This window comes from Novosphingobium sp. BL-A-28-Hi1-0D (assembly GCF_055521755.1).
This window is the reverse complement of record NZ_CM145502.1, coordinates 2,401,870-2,425,991: the sequence shown is the minus strand read 5'-3', so window position 1 is coordinate 2,425,991 and position 24,122 is coordinate 2,401,870. Positions and strand designations below refer to the sequence as shown.

The following is a 24,122-nucleotide window of genomic DNA, read 5'->3' as shown; positions in this document are numbered from 1 at the left end:
AGAGGTGCGCTGGGCCTTGGAATAGGCGCGCCTCGTCGCGTGCGCCCGGTACACCCCGCCCGGCCGCGGAACGACTACCATCGGCAGGTTTCCTGGCTCCCGGGTCATCGCTAGTCGCCCGCCTTCCCAGGGCAGGCGGACCCGCTCCAGTGGCATTCAGGGCGACGCGCTCTCCGGTTACAGTTGCGGGGGCAGCGCCGGATTGGAACCGGCTTCCCTCTTAGCCCGGGTCAGCGGGCACCGTTGGCGTCGGGGGCGGAACTAGCGCCATCGATGTTGCAGTGCAAGAGCGGACATGCACTTCGGGGCAGGTCCGGGGAGCAGGTTAACCGGATGGCAGCGGTTTGTGCCGCATCGGGACAGCGGCGAAAGCGCGGGTGCAGGCCCAAGCGCAAAAGGTTAGCGCAATTGAGGATTTTCAGGATTCGCCGCAGACCCATGCCATTCGAGCTTGCCTACTCGCCGATCGAACTGCCTGCGCAAGCGGCGGTGATGGCGGCTGAGCTGCGGCCGCGGGACTTTGCCGCGCGGATCCGGCGGCGGGACATGCGTTCGATCCGCCGAACGCTGCGCGCGCCTTCGGTGATCAAGCAGCGGCTGGGCGGCGTGGCGATGTTCGGCATCTTCGCGCTGCTGCTGGGGCCGACCGGATGGGGCGAGCCGGGTGGCGTGCAGGCGGCGGTTGCCAGATCGCAGATGGCAGGACTCCAGCCGTTCGAGCGCGGGGGCGACAGCTTTCCGGGTTCGGCGTTCTACTGGCTCGATACCAGCGACAGCGGGCTGATCGCGCCGACCGAGGCGCAGGCCCGGTGGGATGGGGCCAAATGGGACCAGAGCCATTCCGATGCCGAGATCGCCACGGCGCGTCCGGTCATGGCGGCGGGCAGCAGCGAGGACCGCTGGCGGGCGCTGCAGTGCCTGACGTCGGCGATCTATTACGAAGCGGCGAGCGAACCCGATGCGGGGCAGCGCGCGGTGGCGCAGGTGGTGCTCAACCGCGTGGCGCATCCGGCATGGCCGAACACGGTGTGCGGCGTGGTCTATCAGGGGTCGGAGCGGCCGGGGTGCCAGTTCTCGTTCGCCTGCGATGGCTCGCTGGCAAGGAAGCCGATGAAGGCGTTCTGGGACCGGGCGCGGCGCGTGGCGGCCGATGCGCTGGCGGGTTACGTCTATGCGCCGGTCGGCCTTGCTACGCATTACCATACGACGGCGGTGCATCCCTACTGGGCGCCGAGCCTGAACTTCATCGGCACGATCGGGGCGCACCGCTTCTACAGCTGGGCAGGCGCGGCGGGGCGGCCCGCGGCGTTTACGGCGCGCTATTTCGGCGGGGAACCGCTGGCCGCGCCGCATCCCCGGACGTGGACGCCCTCGCCCGTCGACATCGCCGATCCGCTGGCACTGGAGAAGGCGTTTGAGGCCGGGCGGATCGTGGCTCCGGCTGCGAGTGTGGTGCCGGTAACTGGCGTGCCGCAGGGTGTGTCCGGGCAGAGCCTTGTGCGGCCGCAAGTGTTGCCGGGGACGAAGGCGGGCGCTGCCGAGGCTCCGGTTTCGGGCAGCGGATCGGTGCTGCCGGGATATGAAAACGCGAACAAGTGGATTGCGCAGCCGGGGGCTTGAGGCCGTCGGGCGTAGGATGGTTCACGCAGAGGCGCGGAGAAGGAAGGGAGACGCAGAGGGGCGTTTTCCGAAGCTCTCAGGCTGCTTTTTTCTCTTGATTTCAGCGGGCGAACGAAGGCGGCTTTGCAGCTTTTCTTCTCCTGCGCGTCTCTTCTTCTTTCTCTGCGTCTCTGCGTGAACCAACCCAGACTGGCCGATTCCGCAAACCCCACCACCACCAGTTTCGCTGGCGCCTCCTCCCCCTTTGTCCATCGGAAAAACGGGGAGGATTTGGTGATTGGGCCTCGCTCCGCCGCAAGTCCGTTTCAGGACGGGTGGTTATCGCTTCCTTTACCGTGTCGTCACACACACTCTTAGCGCAGATGGGCCTAGAGCGGGGTCGTGGAGAACGGTTCTGAATGTCCCCGGGGCCGTAGAGAGATACGAGGTACCATGCTGCGTTTTGCGCCCCGTTACGGCATCATTTCCCCCTGCCTGTCGCGCTCGATCCAAGGGCGGCACTTGCGGGCGGTGAATGACAATGCCGAAAGCTGGAGCGGTTCGTGGGCGCAGCAGGGCGAGGCGCTCGACACGGCGCTTCGGCTGTTTGCGGCACACGGCTTTTCGGCAGCAGCGCGGGCACGGGATGCTGCGGTCATTGCCGAGCGCAGTGGCGAGGACGGGCGGGTCGCGTTCTGGGTGGAAGTCTGCGCAACGCTCGACCGGCGCATGGCGCGCGACTTCATGAAGCGGCGGCAGAGCTGATTGTTTCCTGACGAGTTTGCGGAGAGGAAAAGCGCAAATGGAAGCCCCGGTGGAAACGCCGGGGCTTTTTTGCTGTTCGGATAGTTCGTGCAAAGAGGTTGCGTCTCCGCGAAGGCGGGGACCTCGGGAGGTTTCGGGAGATGTTGAGTTTCAACACCGAGGCCCCCGCCTTCGCGGGGGCGCAATGGTTCGGAAACACGGCTTTTGCTATTGCGAACTGTTATCGCAAAAAGGCGGAAACTAGCCGTTTTTCGCGGTTGCATTCGTGTGCGTGCAGGCTTAGGGGCCGAGTCATTCTGCCAGAACCTTCCTGTCTCGCGGGGCACGGGGAGGACTTGGGCGCAAGCTCTGCTGGCATCTGTATGCTTGTCCCCGCGAACGGGAAAGGACCGTAGAGCATGGCACGCAAGAAGATCGCGCTGATCGGCGCGGGCAATATCGGGGGCACGCTCGCCCACCTCGCCGCCCAGAAGGAACTGGGTGACATCGTCCTGTTCGACGTGGTCGAAGGCGTGCCGCAGGGCAAGGCGCTCGACCTGTCGCAGTGCGGTCCGGTCGAAGGCTTCGACGCCAAGATCACCGGCACCAACGACTATGCCGACATTGCCGGTGCCGACGTGATCATCGTGACCGCAGGCGTTGCCCGCAAGCCGGGCATGAGCCGCGACGACCTGCTCGGCATCAACCTCAAGGTGATGAAGGCCGTGGGCGAAGGCATTGCTGCCAACGCACCCGACGCGTTCGTCATCTGCATCACCAACCCGCTTGACGCGATGGTCTGGGCGCTGCGCGAATTCTCCGGCCTGCCGCACAACAAGGTTGTCGGCATGGCGGGCGTGCTGGATTCGGCTCGCTTCAGCACCTTCCTCGCCTGGGAATTCGGCGTCTCGATCCGCGACGTGAACACTTTCGTGCTCGGCGGCCACGGCGACACCATGGTGCCCGTCACCCAGTACTCGACCGTCAACGGCATTCCGGTGCCGGATCTGGTCAAGATGGGCCTGTCCACCCAGGAAAAGATCGACGCGATCGTGCAGCGCACCCGTTCGGGCGGCGGCGAGATCGTCGGCCTGCTCAAGACCGGTTCGGCGTTCTACGCGCCTGCCGCCTCGGGCATCGCCATGGCTGAAGCCTACCTCAACGACCAGAAGCGCATCCTGCCTTGCGCGGCTTACGTTGACGGCGAGTACGGCGTGAACGGCCTCTACGTTGGCGTGCCGGTGATGATCGGCGCGAACGGCGTGGAAAAGGTGATCGAGATCGAACTCGACGACGAAGCCAAGGGCAACCTTCAGGTCTCGGTCGACGCGGTCAAGGAATTGCTGGAAGCTTGCAAGGGCATCGATCCCTCGCTCGCCTGATCAAATCTTCAAACACAGTTGCGCCCCATCCTCCCCTGGGGCCACCTGACTGCCGAGCCGCCCGTGCCGCAAGCAGCGGCGGCGGGCGGCAAAAACGGAAAGGAACGACATGAGCATTCTCGTCGACAAGAATACCAAGGTCATCACCCAGGGGATGACGGGCAAGACCGGCAGCTTCCACACGCAGGCCGCGCTTGATTACGGCACGCAGATGGTTGGCGGCGTTACGCCCGGCAAGGGCGGCACCAGCCACATCGGCCTGCCCCAGTTCGACACTGTGGCAGAAGCCAAGGCCGTGACCGGCGCGACCGCTTCGTGCGTCTATGTGCCGCCTTCGGGCTGCGCCGATGCCATCCTCGAGGCGATCGATGCCGAGATGGAACTGATCGTGGCGATCACCGAGGGCGTGCCCGTGCTCGACATGGTCAAGGTCAAGCGCGCGCTTTCAGGTTCGAAGAGCCGCCTGATCGGTCCGAACTGCCCCGGCGTGCTGACGCCGAATCAGTGCAAGATCGGCATCATGCCGGGTTCGATCTTCAAGGAAGGCTCTGTGGGCGTCGTCTCGCGCTCGGGCACGCTGACCTATGAAGCCGTGTTCCAGACCTCGGCCATCGGCCTTGGCCAGACCACGGCTGTCGGCATCGGCGGTGACCCGGTCAACGGCACGAACTTCATCGACGTGCTCGAACTGTTCCTCGCGGACGAAGCCACCAAGTCGATCATCATGATCGGCGAAATCGGCGGCGACGCCGAGGAGCAGGCCGCGCAGTTCCTGATCGATGAGGCCAAGCGTGGCCGCAAGAAGCCGATGGCCGGCTTCATCGCGGGCCGCACGGCGCCTCCGGGCCGCCGCATGGGCCACGCCGGGGCCATCGTCTCGGGCGGCAAGGGCGATGCCGAAAGCAAGATCGCAGCGATGGAAGCAGCCGGGATCAAGGTCTCGTCCTCGCCTTCGCTGCTCGGCGAAACGCTCGCCGAAGTGCTGAAGGAACGCGTCTGATCGCGTGAACAAGCTACCGCCCGGATAGGCAACCTTGCGTAGGGTGCCGCCGGGCGGATGCTTCAAGAATATCCGGTAGGCCAAGGCCCGTGCTGAAGCCCGCCGCAGTTACGAATTTTTGCGCGCCGGGTCGCGGTGTGCCGGAAGGGTCGGCTCTGCCCTGAAGCAGAGCGGGAAAATGTCCGAAGCCCCCAACCTCCCCGGGGGGACCAGGAGTTGAAAATGGGTTCTGAACTGCACGATTTCGACGTGGATCCCGCTCAGGAAGGTCCGCAGCCCGGTCCCTCGTGGCAGAGCAAGCGCTGGCCGATCACGGATGCCGCTGCTGGCGATGACCTGACCCAGGCAATGGACCCGATGGCGCTCAAGCTTGCCATCGGGAAGTCCGCCAAGAAGGGCGGTGCGCAGTTGGACGAAGCAGCGCTGCAGCAGGCGGCGATGGATTCGATCCGCGCGATGACGCTGATCCGCACCTATCGCGTGCGCGGGCATCTGGCCGCCGATCTCGATCCGCTGGGCCTTGCCCGCCAGAAGCTCCCGGCCGACATCTCGCCCGAATACCATGGCTTCACCGCTGCGGACGCCAAGCGCAAGATCTATCTCGGCGGCGTGCTCGGCCTCGAATGGGCCACACTTGAGGAACTGGTCGCGATCCTGCGTGCCAACTACTGCGGGCACGTCGGCTTCGAATACATGCATATCGCCGACGTGGAGGAACGCAAGTTCATCCAGGACCGCATCGAAGGCGGCGACAAGTCGATCGACTTCACGCCTGCCGGCAAGAAGGCGATCCTCGCCGCCGTGGTACGTGGCGAACAGTACGAGAAGTTCCTCGGCAAGAAGTACGTCGGCACAAAGCGCTTCGGACTTGATGGCGGGGAATCGATGATCCCGGCGCTTGAGGCAATCATCAAGTACGGCGGCCAGCTCGGCGTGCGCGAGATCGTTTACGGCATGGCCCACCGCGGTCGCCTCAACGTGCTCGCCAACGTGATGGCCAAGCCCTATCGCGTGATCTTCCACGAATTCTCGGGCGGCAGCGCCAACCCGCAGGATGTGGGTGGTTCGGGCGACGTGAAGTACCACCTCGGCACTTCGACCGACCGCGAGTTCGACGGGACCAAGGTGCACATGAGCCTTGTGCCCAACCCCTCGCACCTCGAGACGGTCGACCCGATCGTGCTCGGCAAGGTCCGCGCGCAGCAGGTGTTCCGCGACGACATCGGCGATGACGTGGGGCCGAACGCGCGCCACAAGCAGGTGCTGCCGGTGCTGATCCACGGTGACGCAGCCTTTGCAGGCCAGGGCATCGTGTGGGAGTGCTTCGGCCTTTCGGGCGTGCGCGGCTACAACACCGGCGGCTGCATCCACTTCATCATCAACAACCAGATCGGCTTCACCACCTCGCCCCAGTTCTCGCGCGGGTCTCCTTACCCGTCGGACGTGGCCAAGGGCGTGCAGGCACCGATCCTCCACGTTAACGGCGATGATCCGGAAGCAGTGACCTTCGCCTGCAAGCTGGCGATCGACTACCGCCAGAAGTTCGGCCGCGACATCGTGGTCGACATGTGGTGCTATCGCCGCTTCGGCCACAACGAGGGCGACGAGCCTTCGTTCACGCAGCCGCTGATGTACGCCAAGATCCGCCAGCATCCGGGCGTGAGCGACATCTATGCCAAGCGCCTTGTCGGCGAAGGCGTGATCGACGCCAACTACAAGGGCGAGATCGAGAGCCACTTCGTGGCGACGCTCGAGACCGAGTTCGAGGCGGCCAAGGGCTACAAGGCCAACGAGGCCGACTGGTTCGGCGGCCGCTGGTCGGGCCTGAACAAGCCGGCCGATCCGGTGACCGCGCGCCGCAACGTGGCTACCGGGATCGACCAGAAGCTGTTCGACAGCCTTGGCCGCACGCTGACCACGGTCCCTGAGGACCTCACCGTCCACAAGACCCTGGGCCGCGTGATCGACGCCAAGCGCGAGATGTTCAGCACAGGTCAGGGCTTCGACTGGGCGACCGGTGAGGCGCTGGCGTTCGGCAGCCTCGTGTCCGAAGGCTATGGCGTGCGCCTGTCCGGGCAGGACTGCGGGCGCGGCACATTCAGTCAGCGTCACGCGGTGTGGGTCGACCAGACCGACGAGCGCAAGTACGTTCCGCTCAAGACGCTGCCGCATGGCACGTTCGAAGTGCTGGATTCGACGCTGTCGGAATATGGCGTGCTCGGCTTCGAGTATGGCTATGCCAGCGCTGACCCGAAGAGCCTCGTGCTGTGGGAAGCGCAGTTCGGCGACTTCGCCAACGGCGCGCAGATCGTGATCGACCAGTACATCGCCGCATCCGAAGCCAAGTGGCTGCGCGCCAACGGCCTCGTCATGCTGCTGCCGCACGGATACGAAGGACAGGGGCCGGAGCACTCCTCGGCCCGCATGGAGCGTTATCTGCAGCTTTGTGCGGAAGACAACATCCAGGTGTGCAACATCACCACGCCGGCCAACTACTTCCACGTGCTGCGCCGGCAGATGCACCGTCCGTTCCGCAAGCCGCTGATCATCATGACGCCCAAGAGCCTGCTGCGCCACCCGCTGGCAAAGTCGGTTGCTTCGGACTTCATCGGCGACGGGCACTTCATGCGCATCCTGTCGGACATCAATCCGGCAGCCGACAAGGACACCCGCAAGGTCGTGCTGTGCTCGGGCAAGGTTGCCTATGACCTGATCGAGGCGCGCGATGCCGCGGGCATCACCGATACGCAGATCATCCGCCTCGAACAGCTCTACCCCTTCCCCGGCGAGCCGCTGGCCCTGCGCCTTTCGCGCATGCCGAACCTCGAAGAAGTGGTGTGGTGCCAGGAAGAGCCGCGCAACAATGGTTCGTGGTTCTTCGTCGAGCCGCTGATCGAGGAATCGCTGAAGGCTGCCAAGAGCAAGGTTGCACGTCCGCGCTATGCTGGTCGTGCAGCGGCGGCATCGCCCGCCACGGGCCTCGCCAGCCGCCACACCAGCGAGCAGGGCGCGCTGGTCGCAGATGCGCTCGGCCTTTCGGTACGCGGCGAGATCCGTCGTCAAAAGAAGAACTGATTTTCCTTCTCCCCGAGGAATGAGACTATGTCGATTGAAGTGAAGGTCCCGACGCTGGGCGAAAGCGTCAGCGAAGCAACCGTCGGCCAGTGGCTGAAGAAGCCCGGCGAGGCCGTGGCGCTGGACGAGCCCATCGTCAGCCTTGAGACCGACAAGGTCGCGGTTGAAGTGCCGGCTCCGGCGGCTGGCGTGCTCGGCGCGCTGATTGCCAATGAAGGCGACACGGTTTCGGTCGGTGCGCTGCTCGCGCTGATCGAGGACAGCGTGGCGGCTGCGGGCGCACAGGCCCCTGCCCCGCGCACCGAAGCGCCGGTTCCGCCCGCTTCGGCTTCGGAAGCGCCTGCTGCTGCGCCTTCGGGCGATGCTGCCGCGCTTTCGCCCGCCGTGCGCCGCGCGGTGCTGGAGTACGGCATCGATCCTTCGACCGTGAAGGGCACCGGCAAGGACGGTCGCCTGACCAAGGAAGACGTGATGGCCGCCGCTGCTGCCAAGCAGGCCGCGCCTGCCGCTGCGGTCTCGGTTCCTGTCGCAGCGCCTGCCGCTGCGGTTTCGGGTGGTCGCAACGAAGAGCGCGTCAAGATGACGCGCCTGCGCCAGACCATCGCAAAGCGCCTCAAGAGCGCGCAGGAAACCGCCGCCCTGCTCACCACGTTCAACGACGTGGACATGAGCGCGGTGATGGAAGCGCGCAACAAGTACAAGGACGTGTTCGAGAAGAAGCACGGCGTGAAGCTTGGCCTGATGTCGTTCTTCGCCAAGGCCTCGGTTCTGGCGCTGAAGGACATTCCCTCGGTCAACGCGCAGATCCAGGGCGACGAGATCGTCTACTTCGACTACGTCGACATCTCGGTCGCGGTTTCGGCTCCGAACGGCCTCGTCGTGCCGGTGGTGCGCGATGTCGACAAGCTGAGCTTTGCCGACATTGAGAAGTCAATCGCCAACTACGGCAAGGCCGCGCGCGACGGCACGTTGACCATGGCCGACATGGCCGGCGGCACCTTCACCATCTCCAACGGTGGCGTGTTCGGCGGCCTGATGTCGACACCGATCATCAACCCGCCGCAGTCGGCCGTGCTCGGCCTGCACCGTATCGAGGACCGCCCGGTCGTCCGCAACGGCGAGATCGTGGTTCGCCCGATGATGTACATCGCACTGTCCTATGACCACCGCATCATCGACGGTCGCGAGGCGGTGACCGCGCTCAAGACGATCAAGGAAGCGATCGAGGATCCGACGCGGCTGCTGATCGATCTGTGAGCGGACAGTGCGGTACTGACTTGAATCTGAAGCCGTTCGTGCTGAGCTTGGCGCAGCACGAACGCGCAATGGAGCCGGAAAATGGCTGAATACGATTACGACGTCCTTGTCATCGGTGGTGGCCCCGGCGGTTATGTCGCGGCGATCCGCGCGGCGCAGCTTGGGCTGAAGACCGCCTGTGCAGAAGGGCGCGAGACGCTGGGCGGGACCTGCCTCAATGTCGGGTGCATTCCTTCCAAGGCGCTGCTGCACGGCTCTGAGAAGTTCGACGAAGCCCGGAACGGCACGTTCGCCAGCTATGGCATCAAGACTGGCGCAATCGAGCTGGATCTGGATGCGATGCAGGCGCAGAAGGCGGATTCGGTCAAGCAGCTGACGGGCGGAATCGAGTTCCTGTTCAAGAAGAACAAGGTAACCTGGCTGAAGGGCTATGCCGCGTTCGAGGATGCGCATTCGGTTACCGTTGCGGGCCAGAAGGTCACTGCAAAGAACATCGTGATCGCCACCGGTTCGAGCGTGACGCCGCTGCCGGGCGTGACCGTGGACAACGATGCGGGCGTGATCGTCGACAGCACCGGCGCGCTGGCGCTCAATCGCGTGCCGGAGCACATGGTGGTGATCGGCGGTGGCGTGATCGGGCTGGAGCTTGGCTCGGTGTGGCGTCGTCTCGGTGCCAAGGTGACGGTGGTCGAATTCCTCGACCAGCTGCTGCCCGGCATGGACGGCGACGTGCGCAAGGAAGCTGCCAAGATCTTCAAGAAGCAGGGCATGGAGCTGAAGCTCGGCACAAAGGTGACCGGCGTTTCGGTGAGCGGCAAGACCGCGACGCTGACGGTCGAGCCTTCGAAGGGCGGCGAGGCAGCGACGATCGAGGCCGATTGCGTGCTGGTCGCCATTGGTCGTCGTCCGAACGTGGATGGTCTGGGCCTCGACAAGATCGGGCTGGAGCTGAACGCGCGCGGGCAGATCGAGACCGACCATGACTTTGCCACCAAGGTTCCGGGCGTCTGGGCGATCGGCGACGTGATCCCCGGCCCGATGCTGGCGCACAAGGCCGAGGACGAAGGCATTGCCGTGGCCGAGAACATTGCAGGGCTTACCGGCATCGTGAACCATGACCTGATCCCGGGCGTGGTCTATACGATGCCCGAGTTCGCAGGCGTGGGGCTGACCGAGGAAGCCGCCCGCGAAAAGGGCGAGATCAAGGTCGGCAAGTTCCCGATGCTCGCCAACAGCCGCGCCAAGACCAACCATGAGCCGGACGGCTTCGTGAAGGTCATCTCCGACGCCAAGACCGACCGCGTGCTGGGCGTGTGGTGCATTGCTTCGGTTGCCGGAACGATGATCGCGCAGGCGACGCAGGCGATGGAATTCGGAGCGACTTCGGAAGACATCGCCTATACCTGCCACGCGCACCCAACCCATTCGGAAGCGCTGAAGGAAGCGGCGATGGCGGTCACGGGCAAGCCGATCCACATGTGACTGCAGGCCAAGCCGCATGAACGGGGCCGTCCTTCGGGGCGGCCCTTTTCGTTTGTGCGGTTGGCTGCTCGGCGGTAACCGCAGGGTTTGAATCGAAGGAGTGCCGCAATGGCGATCAAGCTTACCCTGACCGAAGACGAGACCGAGATCCTGATCGATGCGCTGGAAGCCGACATGGAAGGCTATCTGGAATCGGCCAAGGAAGCGCGCGGGAACAACAACCGCGAGGATGTGAAGACCTTCACCGAAGCGGCTGAACGCATTCAGGCGCTGAAGGCCAGGCTGGAAGCGCTGCTCGGGCAGTAAGGCGCGGTGCGCCTCGCACGCACATTGGGCCTGCGCTATCCGCTGGTGCAGGCACCGATGGCAGGGACGTCCACCCCTGCCCTCGCTGCTGCGGTATGCGAGGCGGGTGGACTGGGGTCAGTCGCGGTTGGCGCGGTGGATGCTGCCGCGGCGCGGGCGATGATTGCGGATTTGCGTTCGAGGACCAAAAGGCCGTTCAACGTCAATGCCTTCGTGCACAGGAAGGCTGAGCGCGATGCGGCGCTGGAACAGGCGTGGATTGCGGCGATGGGGCCGCTGTTCGACAGGTTCGGGGTGCAACCACCTCGGGAATTGCGCGAAATCTATCGCTCGCTTAACGACGATCCGGACATGCTGGCGGTGCTAGTGGAGGCCGCGCCTGCGGTGGTGAGCTTCCATTTCGGTCTGCCCCGGCCCGACGCGGTGGCGGCGTTGAAGGCGCGGGGGTGCCTGCTGTTTGCGAGCGCGACGTCTTTGGCCGAGGCCGAGGCGGGCGTGGCGGCAGGTATGGATGCCATCGTCGCGCAAGGGTTCAAGGCAGGTGGGCATCGCGGGGTGTTCGATCCTGCTGTGCCGGATGCGCAATTGGACACGCTGGATCTGGTGCGACAGCTTGCCGAGCCGATCGCGGTTCCGGTGATTGCCGCGGGCGGGATCATGGATGGGGCGGACATTCGAGCGGCGCTGGATGCGGGAGCGGATGCAGTGCAGATGGGCACGGCGTTCGTCGGCTGCCCGGAAAGCGCGGCGGACGAAGGCTATCGTGTCTTGCTGACCGAGGCTGCGGGAACGACGTTGACGGCGGCGATTTCCGGGCGACCGGCACGGTGTCTGGACAATGCCTTCGTGGCTTGGGCGAAGGAGACTTCTGCGACGATTCCGGGCTACCCCATGACTTACGATGCGGGCAAGGCGCTGATCGGGGCGGCTAAGGCTGCGGGCGAACCCGGCTGGGGCGCGCATTGGGCGGGAACGGCCTTTGCGCGGGCGCGGCCGATGCCTGCGGGAGAACTCGTCGCACTGTTGGCGCAGGAGGCCGGATTCGATGCCTGATATGCCCAGTGCCGACCTTTCCGCGCTGATCGGGTTGCTCGATCTTGTCGGCATTGCGGTGTTCGCGCTGACCGGCGCCCTGCTCGCGGCGCAGTTGCGGCAGACCTTCGTGACGATGGCGTTCTTTGCGCTGGTGACTGGCGTGGGCGGGGGTTCGGTGCGCGACCTGCTGATCGGAGCGCCCGTGTTCTGGGTGCGTGATCCGTGGGTGGCACCGGTGTGTCTTGGCGTTGCGCTGGTCGCGTGGTTCACGCCGCATCGCTGGTGGGACAAGCCTGTGCTTGAATGGGCCGACGCGGCGGGGCTTGGCGCATACGCTGTGCTGGGGACGGCCAAGGCGCTGGCGTTTGGCGTGCCGCCGGTGCCTGCCGTGCTGATGGGCGTGATCACCGGGTGCGTTGGCGGGATCATCCGCGACGTGCTGGCAGGGCGGCCCTCGATCCTGATGCGGCCGGAGTTGTATGTGACGGCAGCGGCGCTCTCGTCCGTGCTTTGCGCAGGCGGCGCGGTGCTGGGGCTGGACCGGGGGCTGGTGTGGCCGGTGGCGGCGGTGGCCGGGTTCGGGCTGCGGGGTGCGGCGATCTGGTGGCGGCTGGGGTTGCCGGTCTATTCGGCGGAGCGTGAGGGCTAGACAGGCCCTCCCCCCCCCGCATCCGGGAGGGGAGAAGCAGAGGTCAGCCGATCATTTCGACGACGACCTTGCCCATGGCCTGGCGGTTTTCGAGCAGGGCGATGGCTTCGCGGCCCTGGTCGAGCGTGTAGCGCTGCGAGACGCGGGGATTGATCTTGCCGACCTTGAGAAGGTCGAACAGCTCGGCGACCTGCGCCTTGAACTTCTCGGGCTCGCGCGTGGTGAAGCCGCCCCAGAATACGCCGCAGACGTCGCAGGATTTCAGCAGGGTGAGGTTGAGCGGCATGCGCGCAATGCCGGCAGGGAAGCCGACGACGAGGAAGCGGCCTTCCCACGCGATGGCGCGCAGCGCGGGCTCGGAATAGTCGCCGCCGACGATGTCATAGACGATGTTCGCGCCGTTCGGGCCGCAGGCGGCCTTGAACTGGTCGGCAAGGGCCTTGGACTGGGCCTTGTCGAAGGGTGGACGGCCATAGATCAAGACGTCGTCCGCGCCAGCCTCGCGCGCGACTTGCGCCTTTTCCTCGCTGGAGACGGCAGCGATCACGCGGGCGCCGAAGGCCTTGGCGAGTTCGATGGCGGAAAGGCCGACGCCGCCCGCCGCGCCGAGGACGAGCACGGTATCGCCCGCCTTGATGTGGCCGCGATCCTTGAGACCGTGGATCGTGGTGCCGTAGGTCATCAGAAGCGACGCGCCGGTGGCGTAGTCGACACCGTCGGGCAGCGCGAAGAGGCGGGCGACGGGGGCGACGACCTTTTCGGCGAGGCCGCCATTGCCGATCATGGCGATCACGCGATCGCCCACGGCCCAGCCGGTGACGCCCTCGCCTAGCGCCTCGATCTCGCCCGCCAGTTCGCTGCCCGGTGCGTAGGGACGCTCCGGCCGGAACTGGTAGAGATCGCGGATCATCAGCGTGTCGGGGAAGTTGATCGAGCAGGCGCGGACGCGCACCAGCACTTCGCCCTTGCCCGGCACCGGATCGGGCAGGTCGTCGAGCACGAGGGTTTCGGGGCCGCCCGCCGCGTGGGTGCGTAGAGCTTTCATCGATCATTCTCCCTAAAGCCTGTGCGGAATCAATCCGCTTGGGCGATAGGGAAGCAAGTTTTGGCGGGCTTGGGAAGCCCCGTTAAACGCGCAATTAAGCTGCCGCTACGGCATCCGTGCCACGGGCAAGGAAGGGCAGGCTGTCGCGCATCTTCGCCTCATGGGTGGAGATGGCATCGCCGCGGGCCATGGTCAGGCCCACTTCGTCGAGGCCGTTCAGCAGACAATGCTTGCGGAAGGCGTCGATCTCGAAAGTGAAGCGGTCCTGAAACGGGGTTGTGACGGTCTGTGTTTCAAGGTCGATCGAGACGGGATCGGTCTGCGCGACTTCCATCAGGCGGTCGATCGCTTCCTGCGGCAGGACGACGGTGAGAATGCCGTTCTTGAAGGCGTTGCCGGAAAAGATGTCGGAAAACGACGGGGCGATTACGGCCTTGATGCCCAAGTCGCCCAGCGCCCAGGCGGCGTGTTCGCGGCTCGAGCCACAGCCGAAGTTGTCGCCCGCGATGAGGATGGGCGAGCCGGAGAATTCGGCGCTGTCGAAGATGTTGTCGGGATCGGCGCGCAGGGCTTCGAACGCGCCTTTGCCGAGGCCTTGACGCGTGATCGTCTTGAGCCACTTGGCGGGGATGATCACGTCGGTATCGACGTTCTTGCGGCCGAACGGGATGGCCCGTCCTTCGATCTGCTTCACCGGTTCCATGGCGTCGCTATAGCTTGCGGGTTTGGTGATGCAATGCCCGTTTTGTGGAGGCTTTTGGCGCAAGATAGTTGCGTGACGGCGAGGTTATGGATCCCGGCCTTCGCCGGGATGACGGGGGCAGGAGAGATGCTCTCTCATTTTCGTCGCCCCGGCGGAGGCCGGGGCCCATTAAGCCCGCGAACTCAGTCCGTCTCGGGTGTGTCGACCGGGGGGGCCTTGGGTTCGGTCTTTTCGGCGCGTTCCTTGCGGCGCGAGGCGTAGAGGAGGGCGGCGGCCAGTGCTGCCGAGCCGATTGCCGCGCCCGCCATGGCTGCCTTGCCGGTCCAGTCCGTCTTCTTGGTCACGCTTGAAACTCCTTGAATCTGGAGACCAAGATTGGCCGGTCGCGCGACGATTGCAAGGATCAGGCGAGGAATTTCCGCAAGTTCGTCCATTGCGCCAGCTTGGCCTCGAAGGTCAGCGCGGCGTGGGCGGGGCTGCTGGAGGGCAGGCGCAGCAGGGTGAACTCCCCTGCCCCGGCCAGTTGCGGCGCGCCGACGCTCGCCGATTTCGCGCCGTTGAAGGCTATGCAGCGCAGGGCGGGAAGCGAGGCTGCGAGCGTGGCGAGCGGGTTGGGCGCGATCTCGCGAATGGCGGTATCGAGACTGCCGCGCCGGGTGGCCGAGCCGATCGAATCCCACAGGCCGATGCCGTGGGCGAGCAGCGTTTCGAGGCGCTGGTCGTATGCCTTCGCTTCGAGGTCCTCGGCGATCACTGCGCTGACCAGACGCCAGAACTGGTTGCGCGGGTTGGCATAGTAACGCGCGGCGGCAAGGCTCGCTTCGCCGGGCAGACTGCCGAGGATGAGGACTTGCGTGCGCTCGTCGGTGACGGGGGCGAAGGAAGCCTTGCGGGTCGTCATGTCGGCAACGGAGCCGCCTCGTCCTTGGCAGGCGTGCCGCAGGTCATGCAGAAGCGGAAGAAGGCCATCTTGCGGGTGTTGCAGCTGTGGCAGTGGTCGAACAGGGTCATGCCGCAGTGGACGCAGAAGTTGGCTTCGGCCTCGCCCGTGGTCGAGATCGGTCGGTCGCAGCCGGGGCAGACCTTGGCGGCCATCTTCTTGAACGCCTCGTCATGGCTGACGCGGGCGCGGCGGTCCTGTTCGGCCTGGGCTTCGACCTCCTGCCGATGCGCGAGATAGGCACGCATGTTCTTGATCAGGAAGTGCCCGGCGGCAAAGGTAAGGACTATGCCGACGATGTAGCGGATGTAGCCGCCGTAGCTGGGGAGGTAGGGCACGAGTTCGACGAAGAACACGAACACGGCAGCCAGCACGAAGCCGCGCATCAGCGGCCAGTGATCGCTCTTGCGCTTCTTCACCACCATCCACGTGGCGGCCACGAGCATCGGCAGGGTGATGGCCAAGCGCAAGGCGAAGACTCGCAGTTCCTGCCAGAACATCGCCCGTTCCTGCGCGGGGATGGCGTCGGTGATCAGGCGGTTCTCTTCACCGCGCAAAGCGTTCTCGCGCTGGTCGAGCGGGGCGCGCTGGTTCTCGAGGGCGGCGATGGCCTGCTGGATCGCGCGTTCGTTGGCCTTGAGCTGTTCGAGTTCGCGCGTGCGGGCGAGGACTTCGGGGTCCTGCTGGGGGTTGGTGGTAGCGGTGCGCGCGGCAATCCAGGCCTTGAAGGTTTCATTAGCGGTGCCTGACTGGCGCTGCGCCTGTTCAAGCTGGAGCCGCTGGATTTCCAGCTTGTCGTCGATGGCGGTCCTGCTGTCGGCGATCTTGCGGATTTCTTCACGGACAGCGCGGATCGCGGGGGTGTCGTCGGCAGGGGCGGTATAGACTTGCTCCTCGACCATCGGCAGATCGCCAATCACGAGATTGCCGAGGCCGATGATGAAGCCGGCGAACACAATGGATACGAGCCAGAGCACGCCGCGATAGACGCGTTCGGGCACGCGCACGCCCTTGATCATGTCCATGGCTCACCCCTCCTTGGTTTGGGTGGGGAGGCTAAGCTTCGGGCGGGGCGTTGTAAATCGGGGGCAGGACGCTTCGTCCCCACGCTCTGCTCATCCTGAGCCTGTCGAAGGGTGCCGGAACCACGGTTGCGTGCCATGCTTCGACAAGCTCAGCATGAGCGGGGTTGGGGAAGTGGGCCAGTCTTACTTCTGAACCAGCGGGCTGACCGGGTCGCGGTTGGTTTCCCATTGTTCCCATTTGTCGCCGAGTCCGGGGTGGTCGAGCGCGCCTTCGCGCATGGCGGCGGCGGCCTGGGCGGCGGGGAGCGGGGGAAGCGGGCCGTTGTCGCCGAGCATGAGCTCGTCACCCAACAGGCGGAAGGCCTGGGGGCCGGGGCGGAAGGCTTGCACCACAGTCATCACGCTGCCCCCGTACTGGACGACGTCGATCACCAGCGCGTCGACATCGCCGGTGGGCGTGCCGACCTTGACCTGGCGGGCGATGGCGCAATCGGGCCATTGCGCCCCGCCGCCGGTGATGAAGGCACGGGCAGCGTCGTCCTGATCCTTCGGGGTTGCGCCCTCAAATGTCTGGAGCTGGCGGTTGCCGTCAGCGCGCATGCACAGCGATTGCGGCTGGTAGTGGCCGCCGGGCGGCAGGTCCGACGCGGTCCAGAACGCATGGGCCATGAGAAACCCGGCGAGCTGGAGCGCGGCTGTCGGAAGGCCTGCCACGGCTGCGTCAGCCGATCAGCTTGCGCACGTCAGTCAAGCGGCCGGTGACGGCGGCGGCGGCTGCCATGGCCGGGCTGACGAGGTGGGTGCGCGCACCGGGGCCTTGCCGTCCGACGAAGTTGCGGTTCGAGGTGGAAGCGCAACGTTCGCCCGCGGGCACCTTGTCGGGGTTCATGCCGAGGCAGGCCGAACAGCCGGGCTCGCGCCATTCGAAGCCGGCTTCGGTGAAGATCTTGTCGAGCCCTTCGTCCTCTGCCTGCTTCTTGACGAGGCCTGAGCCGGGAACGACGATCGCCCACTTGACGTTGTCGGCCTTCTTGCGGCCCTTGAGCACGGCGGCGGCGGCGCGCATGTCTTCGATGCGGCTGTTGGTGCACGAGCCGATGAAGATGTTCTGGACCTCGACGTCTTCCATGCGCTGGCCGGGGGTCAGCCCCATGTAGGCGAGGCTGGCCTTGGCGGCTTCCTGCTTGGACGGATCGGCGAAGCTTTCGGGCGCGGGGACGAGGCCGCAGATCGGCAGGACGTCTTCGGGGCTGGTGCCCCAGGTGACCGAAGGTGCGATGTCCTTGGCATCGATCACCACGACCTTGTCGTAGGTTGCGCCCGGATCGGTGGCGAGGCTCTTCCACCAGGCCACGGCCTTGTCCCAGTCCTCGCCCTTGGGCGCGTAGGGGCGGCCCTTGAGGTAGGCGAAAGTCTTTTCATCGGGGGCGCACAGCCCGGCGCGGGCGCCGTGCTCGATGGCCATGTTGGAGATGGTCAGGCGGCCTTCGATGGACAGGTCGCGGATGACCTGCCCGGTGTATTCGATGACCGAGCCGGTGCCGCCCGCCGCGCCCAATACGCCGGTGATGTGCAGGACGACGTCCTTGGCGGTGACACCGGGCATCAGCGTGCCTTCGACGCGCACTTCCATCGACTTGGACTGCTTGAGCAGCAGGGTCTGCGTGGCGAGCACATGCTCGACCTCGCTGGTGCCTATGCCGAAAGCGAGGGCACCGAGGCCGCCGTGGCAGGCAGTGTGGCTGTCACCGCAGACGATGGTCGCGCCGGGCAGCGAGAAGCCCTGCTCCGGTCCGACGACGTGCACGATGCCCTGCTCTGCGTCGGCATCGCCGATGTAGCGGATGCCGAAGGCGGGGGCGTTGCGCTCCAGCGCTTCGAGCTGCTGCGCCGACTCCGGATCGGCAATGGGAACGCGCTTTCCGTCAGCCGTGCGGCGCGCGGTCGTGGGCAGGTTGTGGTCCGGCACGGCGAGCGTGAGATCGGGGCGGCGCACCTTGCGACCGGCTGCGCGCAAGGCTTCGAAGGCCTGCGGGCTGGTCACTTCGTGGACGAGGTGACGGTCGATATAGATGAGCGCGGTGCCATCGTCGCGCTGTTCGACGACGTGGGCGTCCCAGATCTTCTGGTAGAGTGTGCGGGGTGCTGCAGAGTTCGACATGGGCACAGCGGTTAGGCCCGCCCTTCCCGCAATTCAAGCAGGAAAGGGCGGGCCTTGGTGCCACAAAGCGCAATTTTGTTACGCCCTGCGCTTACTTTCAGCCACGACGTCCGTCGCGATCCCACTTCTCGGCGCGCAGGCGCTGGGTGATGTTGGCGACACGGCGTTCGAGCGTGCGATATTCGCCCGACGACAGGCCACGGTCGGCGTAGCGATTGTAGGTTGCCTTGAGGTCGCGCGCGTCGCGGCGCAGGCCCTGGGCTTCGCGCGGGGAGATGGCGCGGTTGCGCTGGGCGCGGTCGATGCGGTTGTCGAGCTGCCAGATGTCGCGGCGGACATCGGCGTTGCGGCCCGGCGTCATGTAGGCAGCTTCGGCGCGGTTGCCGCCGGGGTAGCGGTCATTGTCGTGAGCGAGCGCCGGGGTGGCTACGCCCGCGACGAGGGTTCCGAGAACGGCTGCGAGAATGGTCTTGCGCATGGGATAAGCTCCTCATTGGTCTGTGAGGACATAGTGGTCTTGCGCGGCTGAACGGCAGACAAACGAGGCGTCGCGACTTTCGGGCAAAGTGTAAGAATGTGTCGCGGGGAGGCTTTGCGCGTTGTATGGCACGGCCATGCAGACGCTTGTTGCCATCCTGATCATCGTTGCCACCGTGCTGGTCATGGAATTCGTTGCGTGGTCCAGCCACAAGTACGTGATGCACGGCTTCGGCTGGGGCTGGCACCGCGATCATCACGAGCCGCATGAGGGGTTCTTCGAGAAGAACGACCTTTATGCGGTGGTGGGCGCGGCGATCTCGATCAGCTTCTTCATGTTGGGCAGTCCGCTGGTCATGGGGGCCGAGGCGTGGTGGCCGGCAACATTCATCGGGCTTGGCGTGATGGCTTACGGGGCGATCTATACGCTGGTGCACGATGGGCTTGTCCATCAGCGCTGGTTCCGCTGGGTGCCGAAGCGCGGCTATGCCAAGCGGCTGGTGCAGGCGCACAAGCTGCACCATGCAACCATCGGCAAGGAGGGCGGGGTGAGCTTCGGCTTCATCATCGCGCGCGATCCGTTGGCGCTGAAGCGGGAGTTGCGGGCGCAACGCGAGCAGGGGATTGCGGTGCTGCGGGAAGCGGTGGATTGAGCGCTCAGCTCGCCCAGATGAAGCGTACGAGCGCCATCGAGAACGCGAACAGGTAAGCGTAACCGAAGCTGTCGAGCCGGACGAGCATCTGACCCCGCTTGTTTCGAGCCCTGCCAATCAGAGCCATGAATGCACCGATGGCGAGAGGCGTGACCGCAAGGTTGATTGCGCGCAACGCAGGGTTCCGGATGGCCGAAGCAGGAAACAGAAACAGGCTGATCCCACCCGCAATCAAGCCCCATAAAGTATATCCAACGATCGAGAACGCCGGAGTGCGGGGCTTTCGGAGTGGATCAGCCAATGCGCGCAAGCCAAGCTCCGCAAGCAGCTCGAACAGCACCTGCAGCAATATCTCGCCGAAGATCTGGAAGATGAATTCGAAGACAAGCTCCATATACTGGCTGAATACGACAGCCCGAAGATCCGACAAGTCTTTCTTCTTACAATTCAGGCCAGCCTGATCTCGTTCAGTACGCCTTTGGCCAGATTGCGGAAGCGCAGGGCGTCGGAGACGGAGATGGGCTGGTTGTGGGCGGCGGCGTTACGTAGTGCGCGCATCTCGCCGATCATGCCGAGCGTCCGGGCCGGCAATATGCCGCGCCTGCCAAGCGCCCGGCTGGCTTCGGCGGCATCGGGACTTGCGATCTGGTGATCGTGGGCAAGCGCGGTGAGCGCATCTTCAACGCGCGACCAAGCGTCAAGCACGGCGGCGTTGGGCGATAGATCCAGCAACTGCAGGAAGCGACCGTGATCGCCAGAAAGCGCGAGTTCCGGACCCGTTTCGGGCTCCGGCGGCAGCGGCGGCGCTTCGGATTCGAGGCGATCGAGCCGCTGCGCGAAGCGGGCCGACTTGTCGCCCCAACTCAATTCGTCGAGCCGCGCCAGCAGGGTCAACAGAGGGCGGCGGAAGATCAGGGCTATCGTCAGCGCAGCCAGCGGCCATGCGAGCGCGCCGAGGACCGAAGCGGTCCAGCCTAGCCAGTCAGTGCCGGAGCCTGCCGGGCCCACGGTGAGCGAAATCATCGTGCGAATCCAATTTCTTCGAGTCCAGGTGGTTCATATCGGATTTGGAACAAAATAAGAACATATCAATCCTGGTCGATAAGCATGCCGCAGGCGAATTTTCGCTTCGACTTGCGGAGTCATTCCTTTAGTTATCTCGGTAATATATCTTTCAGTATATGGGGTAACGCATTGGGAAACCGCGCGCGCAAGCGGCTGGCGCTGCTCTCGGCCTTGGTCGGCCTGATCATGCTGGCCGGGGTCGGCTTCACAGCAGGGACAGCAAGCTCGGCCTCTGAGCTTCGACCGAGGCAATGCTTCACCGCATCACCCGGTGCCAAAGGCAGGACGTTCTTCGTCGATCCCGTAGCGGGTCGGGATGATGGAGATGGCTCATTCCAGCGGCCCTGGCGCAGTCTATCGAAGGTCCTCGGCGACGGCCTTGTGGGCGACCACATCCGCGATGCAACACTGGCGCAAAAGCTGGTCGCCAAGGCAAAAGGCAGCTGGCGCGACATTCCGTTGCGCCTGAACGGGCGCGCCGTGGTCCATGGTGGCGACACGATCATGCTGAGGACTGGAAACCACGGACGCATTGCGATCGCGAGCCTTGCCAACGATCAGCCTATCACCATTACAGCCGCGCCAGGCGCAAAAGCGCAAGTCGATGGCATTTCGGTGGCCGATGCCCGGAACTTCACATTCCGCAATCTGGTGGTGGCGCCTGCACGTTCCGAAGCACAGGGTTTTCTGGTTACCACGCGCCCCCGCCCCGACGTGAAGATATCGCGCGACATCCGCTTCGCCGGGATGACGCTGGATGGGCCGGGTAGCATCGCGAATTCGTCTCCCGCCGACTGGGCGAGGCAAGGCGATAGCGGGGCGCTGCTGGCGGGCGACTGCATCAGCTTCGAGGACAGCAAAATCCGCGACGTGCGCTTCGGCTTCGTCATCTACCAGTCGGACCGGGTGACGGTGGCACGCAACGATATTCGCGGATTTTCGGTCGATGGCGTGGACTTTTCAGGCAATGATATCCTCATCGCCGACAACGTCATTGCAGATCATTGGCCGACGGGTGATTCCCTGCATCCCGATTGCATGCAGGGCCAGACGAGCGCTGCAAATCCCTCGTATTCGCGCGTCACGATTACCGGGAACATCTGCCTTTCCGATACGGTCAGCCGACATTCCAAAAACCTGCAAGGCATCAATATCTTCATCGGAAGGTGGAGGGATGTGACGGTCTCGTGCAACTTCGTCAGACCGTCGATCTATCATGGCATTGCCATGTATGGCCTCGACAATGCGAAGATCGACAGGAACGTGGTGCTGGGTTGGCGAAACGAATATCCCGCGTGGATCGGCGCGTTCCGATCTTTGGAAGGCCGGCAACCGACGGGGAACGTGATCAGCAACAATGAAGCTTTCGCCTATATCAACGCCATTCATGGCAGTGACGTACCCCCCGACCGCGTGATCGACTCCTTCAGGATGGGGGCGAATGCTCGAGAATTCCGGTCAATCGTCGGCGAGCCGATCACCGGCGTGACGCTGACCGGCAATGCATGGATAAGGCCCGGCCCCGATCTCTCCCATGACCCGCGCTTTACCACGGCTGACGAAGCTGCGCCACCTGGGTTCCTGTCAGTCGAGCAAGCACGGGCCAGACTGCACGCGCTCTGCCCCCGTACCTAAGCCGCAAGCGTCAGATGGCTCTGGAGCCAGCGGGTGACTGGTCGCTCGAACAAGCGGTGCGCCAGGTGCGCGACCGTGATTGAAATGGTGCAGACCAGAACGATGAAACCGATTTCGAGGCCGGGACCATAGGGCCAGCGAAAATGGCGCCAGAGCATCTGCACGGCGAGCATCAGCGGAATGTGGACGAGGTAGAGCGCGTAGGAAATGTCGCCGCCGCGGTTCCACAGGGCGGCGTGCCTGAGCTTTAGCGGGCCGAGGACGGTGGCGGCGAGCATGAGGGCTCCGGCGATGCCCCATGTCAGGGTACGCCCCCAGCCGGTCATGCGCGGGCCAGTGTCGATCTCGCCATAGGCCACCAGTGCAACGGCAATTGCGAGCATGGCAACGCGAGCGAGCGGCGAAAGCGTCACACCGCGCAGGTAGAGGAGGCCCAGCACCATGCCGCCTGCGAATTCGAGCAGGATCGGCCGCGTCCAGTACCACAGCGGCATGGGCAGGACGACCGCGCTGCCGATGGCGACCAGAGCCGCAAGCGCGAGGCCCAGACGCAGGGTCGTGCCGCGCACGTTGGCGGCCATCGCGGCGGCAAAGCTCAGGTAGAACAGCATCTCGAAGTTGAGCGTCCAGCCGACCTCGAGCAGCGGGGCGATGCGGTGGGCGGCGGTATCGGAGACGTAGGGGACGAACAGCAGCGACGCGAGCAGTCCGCGCGAGTCCGGCACAGGGCCGTATTTTGTGAGCCACGCCAGCATGGCAAGAGTGCCCGCCCAGTACAGTGGCACGATCCGAAGCAGTCGGCGCAACAGGAAGGTCTGGCGCGCACCCGGCTTGCCGTGCAGCCCTTGCGAGGAATGGACCATGATGAAGCCGGAGATGACGAAGAACAGGTCGACCCCGAAGGCGCCCTTGGTCAGCCATTCTGGCCGGGAAAGCTGCACGCCGAGAAAGCGGCCGGTATGATAGCCCATGAGTTCGGCATGAAGCAGGAGCACCAGGCTGGCGGCGATCAGGCGCAGCATCTGCACGCTGACGATCCGTCCTTGTGCCACTGGTGCATTCATTCCGCGCGGGTCCATATCCAGGTGCCGGTGACGCCCATGACGGCGACCGGGATCAGCACCCACGGCCAGCCTGCCGTCACCGCAGTGAGAATAACGCCTGCACCCATTGCGATCAGTGCGCCTTGCTTGGCCTTGCGCGAGATGGCGCGACGGGTCTGCCACTGGCGCAAGGGCGGGCCATAGCGGGGGTGATCAAGCAGGCGCCGCTCCCACGCGGGGTTGGAGCGGGCGAAGCAGAAGGTGGCGAGGAGCAGGAAGGGGACCGTGGGCAGGATCGGCAGGAATGCGCCGATCGCGCCCAAGGCAACGCAAGTGACGCCACCTGCGAGGTAGAGGTGGCGGCGCAAGTCCCCTGCCCCGCCGTCAGGCCGTGGCGGCGATGCGCGCGGCGTGCTCTCGCACCAGCGCGATCATGTTGGGGACGCCTTGGGTGCGGTTCGAGGACAGCTGCTTCTTCAGGTCGAACGGAGCAAGTTCCTCGGCGATGTCGGTTCCGGCCACTTGCGCGGCGGGCCTGTCCTGCACGGCGGCGAGGACCAGCGCCACGATGCCCTTGGTGATCGCGGCATTGCTGTCAGCGAGGAAGTGGAGCTTTCCGCCCTCGCCTTGCGTGGGATAGACCCAGACGCTGGCCGAGCATCCGCGCACCAGCGTGGCATCGGTCTTCAGGGCATCGGGCATGTCTTCAAGCTCGCGACCGAGTTCGATCAGGAGACGGTAGCGTTCGTCGCCGTCGAGGAATTCGTACTCTTCGAGGATGTCTTCAAGGCTGCGCATGGAGCGGCATTAGCGAGCGGTTGGGGTGGCGTCCATGGCCTGTGTGGG

25 protein-coding genes and 1 riboswitch are annotated in these 24,122 nt (G+C 65.0%); of the genes, 12 read left to right on the top strand and 13 right to left on the bottom strand.

Features of this window, described 5'->3' with window-relative positions; all coding sequences use genetic code 11:
- Positions 1-65 precede the first annotated feature (65 nt).
- A riboswitch (cobalamin riboswitch) is annotated at positions 66-260 on the bottom strand.
- Positions 261-438: 178 nt separating this feature from the next.
- The 10 genes from ACZ1JW_RS11950 (at position 439) to ACZ1JW_RS11905 (ending at position 12,529) form a co-directional block, all read left to right on the top strand.
- Positions 439-1,620 (top strand): cell wall hydrolase, encoded by a 1,182-nt coding sequence (locus tag ACZ1JW_RS11950; RefSeq protein ID WP_465140698.1) that lies wholly within the window; start codon positions 439-441, stop codon positions 1,618-1,620.
- Positions 1,621-2,052: 432 nt separating this feature from the next.
- Positions 2,053-2,364 carry a hypothetical protein gene (locus ACZ1JW_RS11945; RefSeq protein ID WP_465140697.1) on the top strand — a complete coding sequence of 104 codons (312 nt, stop codon included), beginning with the start codon at positions 2,053-2,055 and terminating at the stop codon, positions 2,362-2,364.
- Positions 2,365-2,762: 398 nt separating this feature from the next.
- Positions 2,763-3,725, top strand: a complete 963-nt coding sequence (gene mdh, locus ACZ1JW_RS11940; protein ID WP_465140696.1) for a malate dehydrogenase — start codon at positions 2,763-2,765, stop codon at positions 3,723-3,725.
- Positions 3,726-3,834: 109 nt separating this feature from the next.
- Entirely contained in the window at positions 3,835-4,725 is an 891-nt protein-coding gene (sucD, locus tag ACZ1JW_RS11935) for a succinate--CoA ligase subunit alpha (RefSeq protein ID WP_465123340.1), read from the top strand.
- 222 nt (positions 4,726-4,947) lie between these two features.
- The gene (locus ACZ1JW_RS11930) at positions 4,948-7,800 is read left to right on the top strand and encodes a 2-oxoglutarate dehydrogenase E1 component (protein WP_465123341.1); all 2,853 of its coding nucleotides are present in this window, start codon (positions 4,948-4,950) and stop codon (positions 7,798-7,800) included.
- Between the two features lie 27 nt (positions 7,801-7,827).
- The gene (odhB, locus tag ACZ1JW_RS11925) at positions 7,828-9,057 is read left to right on the top strand and encodes a 2-oxoglutarate dehydrogenase complex dihydrolipoyllysine-residue succinyltransferase (protein ID WP_465140695.1); all 1,230 of its coding nucleotides are present in this window, start codon (positions 7,828-7,830) and stop codon (positions 9,055-9,057) included.
- An 81-nt stretch (positions 9,058-9,138) separates the two neighbouring features.
- On the top strand, positions 9,139-10,539 hold the full coding sequence (gene lpdA / locus ACZ1JW_RS11920; protein WP_465140694.1) for a dihydrolipoyl dehydrogenase: 1,401 nt from the start codon (positions 9,139-9,141) through the stop codon (positions 10,537-10,539).
- A 108-nt stretch (positions 10,540-10,647) separates the two neighbouring features.
- Positions 10,648-10,845 carry a hypothetical protein gene (locus ACZ1JW_RS11915; protein WP_144906573.1) on the top strand — a complete coding sequence of 66 codons (198 nt, stop codon included), beginning with the start codon at positions 10,648-10,650 and terminating at the stop codon, positions 10,843-10,845.
- 6 nt (positions 10,846-10,851) lie between these two features.
- Positions 10,852-11,898 (top strand): NAD(P)H-dependent flavin oxidoreductase, encoded by a 1,047-nt coding sequence (locus ACZ1JW_RS11910; RefSeq protein ID WP_465140693.1) that lies wholly within the window; start codon positions 10,852-10,854, stop codon positions 11,896-11,898.
- On the top strand, positions 11,891-12,529 hold the full coding sequence (locus tag ACZ1JW_RS11905; RefSeq protein WP_465140692.1) for a trimeric intracellular cation channel family protein: 639 nt from the start codon (positions 11,891-11,893) through the stop codon (positions 12,527-12,529). The genes ACZ1JW_RS11910 and ACZ1JW_RS11905 overlap by 8 nt, the downstream gene beginning before the upstream one ends.
- A 43-nt stretch (positions 12,530-12,572) precedes the next feature.
- Here ACZ1JW_RS11905 and ACZ1JW_RS11900 read toward each other — a convergent pair whose 3' ends face one another.
- The 8 genes from ACZ1JW_RS11900 to ACZ1JW_RS11865 all read right to left on the bottom strand — a co-directional run bounded on the left by ACZ1JW_RS11900 (position 12,573) and on the right by ACZ1JW_RS11865 (position 18,881).
- Entirely contained in the window at positions 12,573-13,574 is a 1,002-nt protein-coding gene (locus ACZ1JW_RS11900) for an NADPH:quinone oxidoreductase family protein (RefSeq protein ID WP_465140691.1), read from the bottom strand.
- A 94-nt stretch (positions 13,575-13,668) separates the two neighbouring features.
- Positions 13,669-14,277, bottom strand: a complete 609-nt coding sequence (gene leuD, locus ACZ1JW_RS11895; RefSeq protein WP_465123347.1) for a 3-isopropylmalate dehydratase small subunit — start codon at positions 14,275-14,277, stop codon at positions 13,669-13,671.
- Positions 14,278-14,459: 182 nt separating this feature from the next.
- Positions 14,460-14,621 carry an LPXTG cell wall anchor domain-containing protein gene (locus tag ACZ1JW_RS11890; RefSeq protein ID WP_144906583.1) on the bottom strand — a complete coding sequence of 54 codons (162 nt, stop codon included), beginning with the start codon at positions 14,619-14,621 and terminating at the stop codon, positions 14,460-14,462.
- A 59-nt stretch (positions 14,622-14,680) separates the two neighbouring features.
- Positions 14,681-15,178 (bottom strand): DNA-deoxyinosine glycosylase, encoded by a 498-nt coding sequence (locus ACZ1JW_RS11885; protein ID WP_465123348.1) that lies wholly within the window; start codon positions 15,176-15,178, stop codon positions 14,681-14,683.
- Entirely contained in the window at positions 15,175-16,242 is a 1,068-nt protein-coding gene (locus tag ACZ1JW_RS11880; RefSeq protein ID WP_465123349.1) for a zinc ribbon domain-containing protein, read from the bottom strand. Before ACZ1JW_RS11880 ends, ACZ1JW_RS11885 begins: the two co-directional genes overlap by 4 nt.
- A 183-nt stretch (positions 16,243-16,425) precedes the next feature.
- Entirely contained in the window at positions 16,426-16,956 is a 531-nt protein-coding gene (locus tag ACZ1JW_RS11875) for a hypothetical protein (protein WP_465140690.1), read from the bottom strand.
- A gap of 7 nt (positions 16,957-16,963) precedes the next feature.
- Positions 16,964-18,403, bottom strand: coding sequence for a 3-isopropylmalate dehydratase large subunit (gene leuC / locus ACZ1JW_RS11870; protein WP_465123351.1), 1,440 nt, complete (start codon positions 18,401-18,403; stop codon positions 16,964-16,966).
- Positions 18,404-18,500: 97 nt separating this feature from the next.
- Complete coding sequence (locus ACZ1JW_RS11865; RefSeq protein WP_465123352.1) at positions 18,501-18,881, bottom strand: hypothetical protein; 381 nt, start codon at positions 18,879-18,881, stop codon at positions 18,501-18,503.
- A 136-nt stretch (positions 18,882-19,017) separates the two neighbouring features.
- Here ACZ1JW_RS11865 and ACZ1JW_RS11860 point away from each other — a divergent pair, with 136 nt between their 5' ends.
- Positions 19,018-19,533 (top strand): sterol desaturase family protein, encoded by a 516-nt coding sequence (locus tag ACZ1JW_RS11860; protein ID WP_465123353.1) that lies wholly within the window; start codon positions 19,018-19,020, stop codon positions 19,531-19,533.
- A gap of 4 nt (positions 19,534-19,537) precedes the next feature.
- Here ACZ1JW_RS11860 and ACZ1JW_RS11855 read toward each other — a convergent pair whose 3' ends face one another.
- Together ACZ1JW_RS11855 and ACZ1JW_RS11850 are read right to left on the bottom strand one after the other, a co-directional pair.
- Positions 19,538-19,927 carry a hypothetical protein gene (locus ACZ1JW_RS11855; RefSeq protein WP_465140689.1) on the bottom strand — a complete coding sequence of 130 codons (390 nt, stop codon included), beginning with the start codon at positions 19,925-19,927 and terminating at the stop codon, positions 19,538-19,540.
- Between the two features lie 53 nt (positions 19,928-19,980).
- Positions 19,981-20,556 carry a hypothetical protein gene (locus tag ACZ1JW_RS11850; RefSeq protein ID WP_465123355.1) on the bottom strand — a complete coding sequence of 192 codons (576 nt, stop codon included), beginning with the start codon at positions 20,554-20,556 and terminating at the stop codon, positions 19,981-19,983.
- A gap of 84 nt (positions 20,557-20,640) precedes the next feature.
- On the opposite strand from ACZ1JW_RS11850, the gene ACZ1JW_RS11845 reads away from it, so the two are divergent.
- Complete coding sequence (locus ACZ1JW_RS11845; protein ID WP_465140688.1) at positions 20,641-22,233, top strand: right-handed parallel beta-helix repeat-containing protein; 1,593 nt, start codon at positions 20,641-20,643, stop codon at positions 22,231-22,233.
- Here ACZ1JW_RS11845 and ACZ1JW_RS11840 read toward each other — a convergent pair.
- From ACZ1JW_RS11840 to ACZ1JW_RS11830, 3 genes are read right to left on the bottom strand one after another with little or no spacing between them, the layout of a single operon-like run.
- A complete protein-coding gene (locus tag ACZ1JW_RS11840) occupies positions 22,230-23,297 on the bottom strand; it encodes an acyltransferase family protein (protein ID WP_465140687.1) in 1,068 nt (355 codons plus the stop codon). The two genes, ACZ1JW_RS11845 and ACZ1JW_RS11840, sit on opposite strands and share 4 nt — an antisense overlap.
- Positions 23,294-23,644 carry a YbaN family protein gene (locus tag ACZ1JW_RS11835; RefSeq protein ID WP_465140686.1) on the bottom strand — a complete coding sequence of 117 codons (351 nt, stop codon included), beginning with the start codon at positions 23,642-23,644 and terminating at the stop codon, positions 23,294-23,296. Before ACZ1JW_RS11835 ends, ACZ1JW_RS11840 begins: the two co-directional genes overlap by 4 nt.
- A gap of 16 nt (positions 23,645-23,660) precedes the next feature.
- Entirely contained in the window at positions 23,661-24,074 is a 414-nt protein-coding gene (locus tag ACZ1JW_RS11830) for a SufE family protein (protein WP_465123359.1), read from the bottom strand.
- Between the last annotated feature and the right edge of the window lie 48 nt (positions 24,075-24,122).

Coding starts and splice junctions, on each gene's coding strand:
- ACZ1JW_RS11845 (WP_465140688.1), top strand. CDS start 20,641: ATGCCGCAGGCGAATTTTCGCTTCGACTTGCGGAGTCATTCCTTTAGT.
- ACZ1JW_RS11880 (WP_465123349.1), bottom strand. CDS start 16,242: ATGGACATGATCAAGGGCGTGCGCGTGCCCGAACGCGTCTATCGCGGC.
- ACZ1JW_RS11830 (WP_465123359.1), bottom strand. CDS start 24,074: ATGCGCAGCCTTGAAGACATCCTCGAAGAGTACGAATTCCTCGACGGC.
- ACZ1JW_RS11950 (WP_465140698.1), top strand. CDS start 439: ATGCCATTCGAGCTTGCCTACTCGCCGATCGAACTGCCTGCGCAAGCG.
- ACZ1JW_RS11915 (WP_144906573.1), top strand. CDS start 10,648: ATGGCGATCAAGCTTACCCTGACCGAAGACGAGACCGAGATCCTGATC.
- sucD (WP_465123340.1), top strand. CDS start 3,835: ATGAGCATTCTCGTCGACAAGAATACCAAGGTCATCACCCAGGGGATG.
- ACZ1JW_RS11850 (WP_465123355.1), bottom strand. CDS start 20,556: ATGATTTCGCTCACCGTGGGCCCGGCAGGCTCCGGCACTGACTGGCTA.
- leuC (WP_465123351.1), bottom strand. CDS start 18,403: ATGTCGAACTCTGCAGCACCCCGCACACTCTACCAGAAGATCTGGGAC.
- ACZ1JW_RS11860 (WP_465123353.1), top strand. CDS start 19,018: ATGCAGACGCTTGTTGCCATCCTGATCATCGTTGCCACCGTGCTGGTC.
- ACZ1JW_RS11945 (WP_465140697.1), top strand. CDS start 2,053: ATGCTGCGTTTTGCGCCCCGTTACGGCATCATTTCCCCCTGCCTGTCG.
- ACZ1JW_RS11840 (WP_465140687.1), bottom strand. CDS start 23,297: ATGAATGCACCAGTGGCACAAGGACGGATCGTCAGCGTGCAGATGCTG.
- ACZ1JW_RS11855 (WP_465140689.1), bottom strand. CDS start 19,927: ATGGAGCTTGTCTTCGAATTCATCTTCCAGATCTTCGGCGAGATATTG.
- ACZ1JW_RS11885 (WP_465123348.1), bottom strand. CDS start 15,178: ATGACGACCCGCAAGGCTTCCTTCGCCCCCGTCACCGACGAGCGCACG.
- ACZ1JW_RS11905 (WP_465140692.1), top strand. CDS start 11,891: ATGCCTGATATGCCCAGTGCCGACCTTTCCGCGCTGATCGGGTTGCTC.
- leuD (WP_465123347.1), bottom strand. CDS start 14,277: ATGGAACCGGTGAAGCAGATCGAAGGACGGGCCATCCCGTTCGGCCGC.
- odhB (WP_465140695.1), top strand. CDS start 7,828: ATGTCGATTGAAGTGAAGGTCCCGACGCTGGGCGAAAGCGTCAGCGAA.
- lpdA (WP_465140694.1), top strand. CDS start 9,139: ATGGCTGAATACGATTACGACGTCCTTGTCATCGGTGGTGGCCCCGGC.
- ACZ1JW_RS11865 (WP_465123352.1), bottom strand. CDS start 18,881: ATGCGCAAGACCATTCTCGCAGCCGTTCTCGGAACCCTCGTCGCGGGC.
- mdh (WP_465140696.1), top strand. CDS start 2,763: ATGGCACGCAAGAAGATCGCGCTGATCGGCGCGGGCAATATCGGGGGC.
- ACZ1JW_RS11930 (WP_465123341.1), top strand. CDS start 4,948: ATGGGTTCTGAACTGCACGATTTCGACGTGGATCCCGCTCAGGAAGGT.
- ACZ1JW_RS11900 (WP_465140691.1), bottom strand. CDS start 13,574: ATGAAAGCTCTACGCACCCACGCGGCGGGCGGCCCCGAAACCCTCGTG.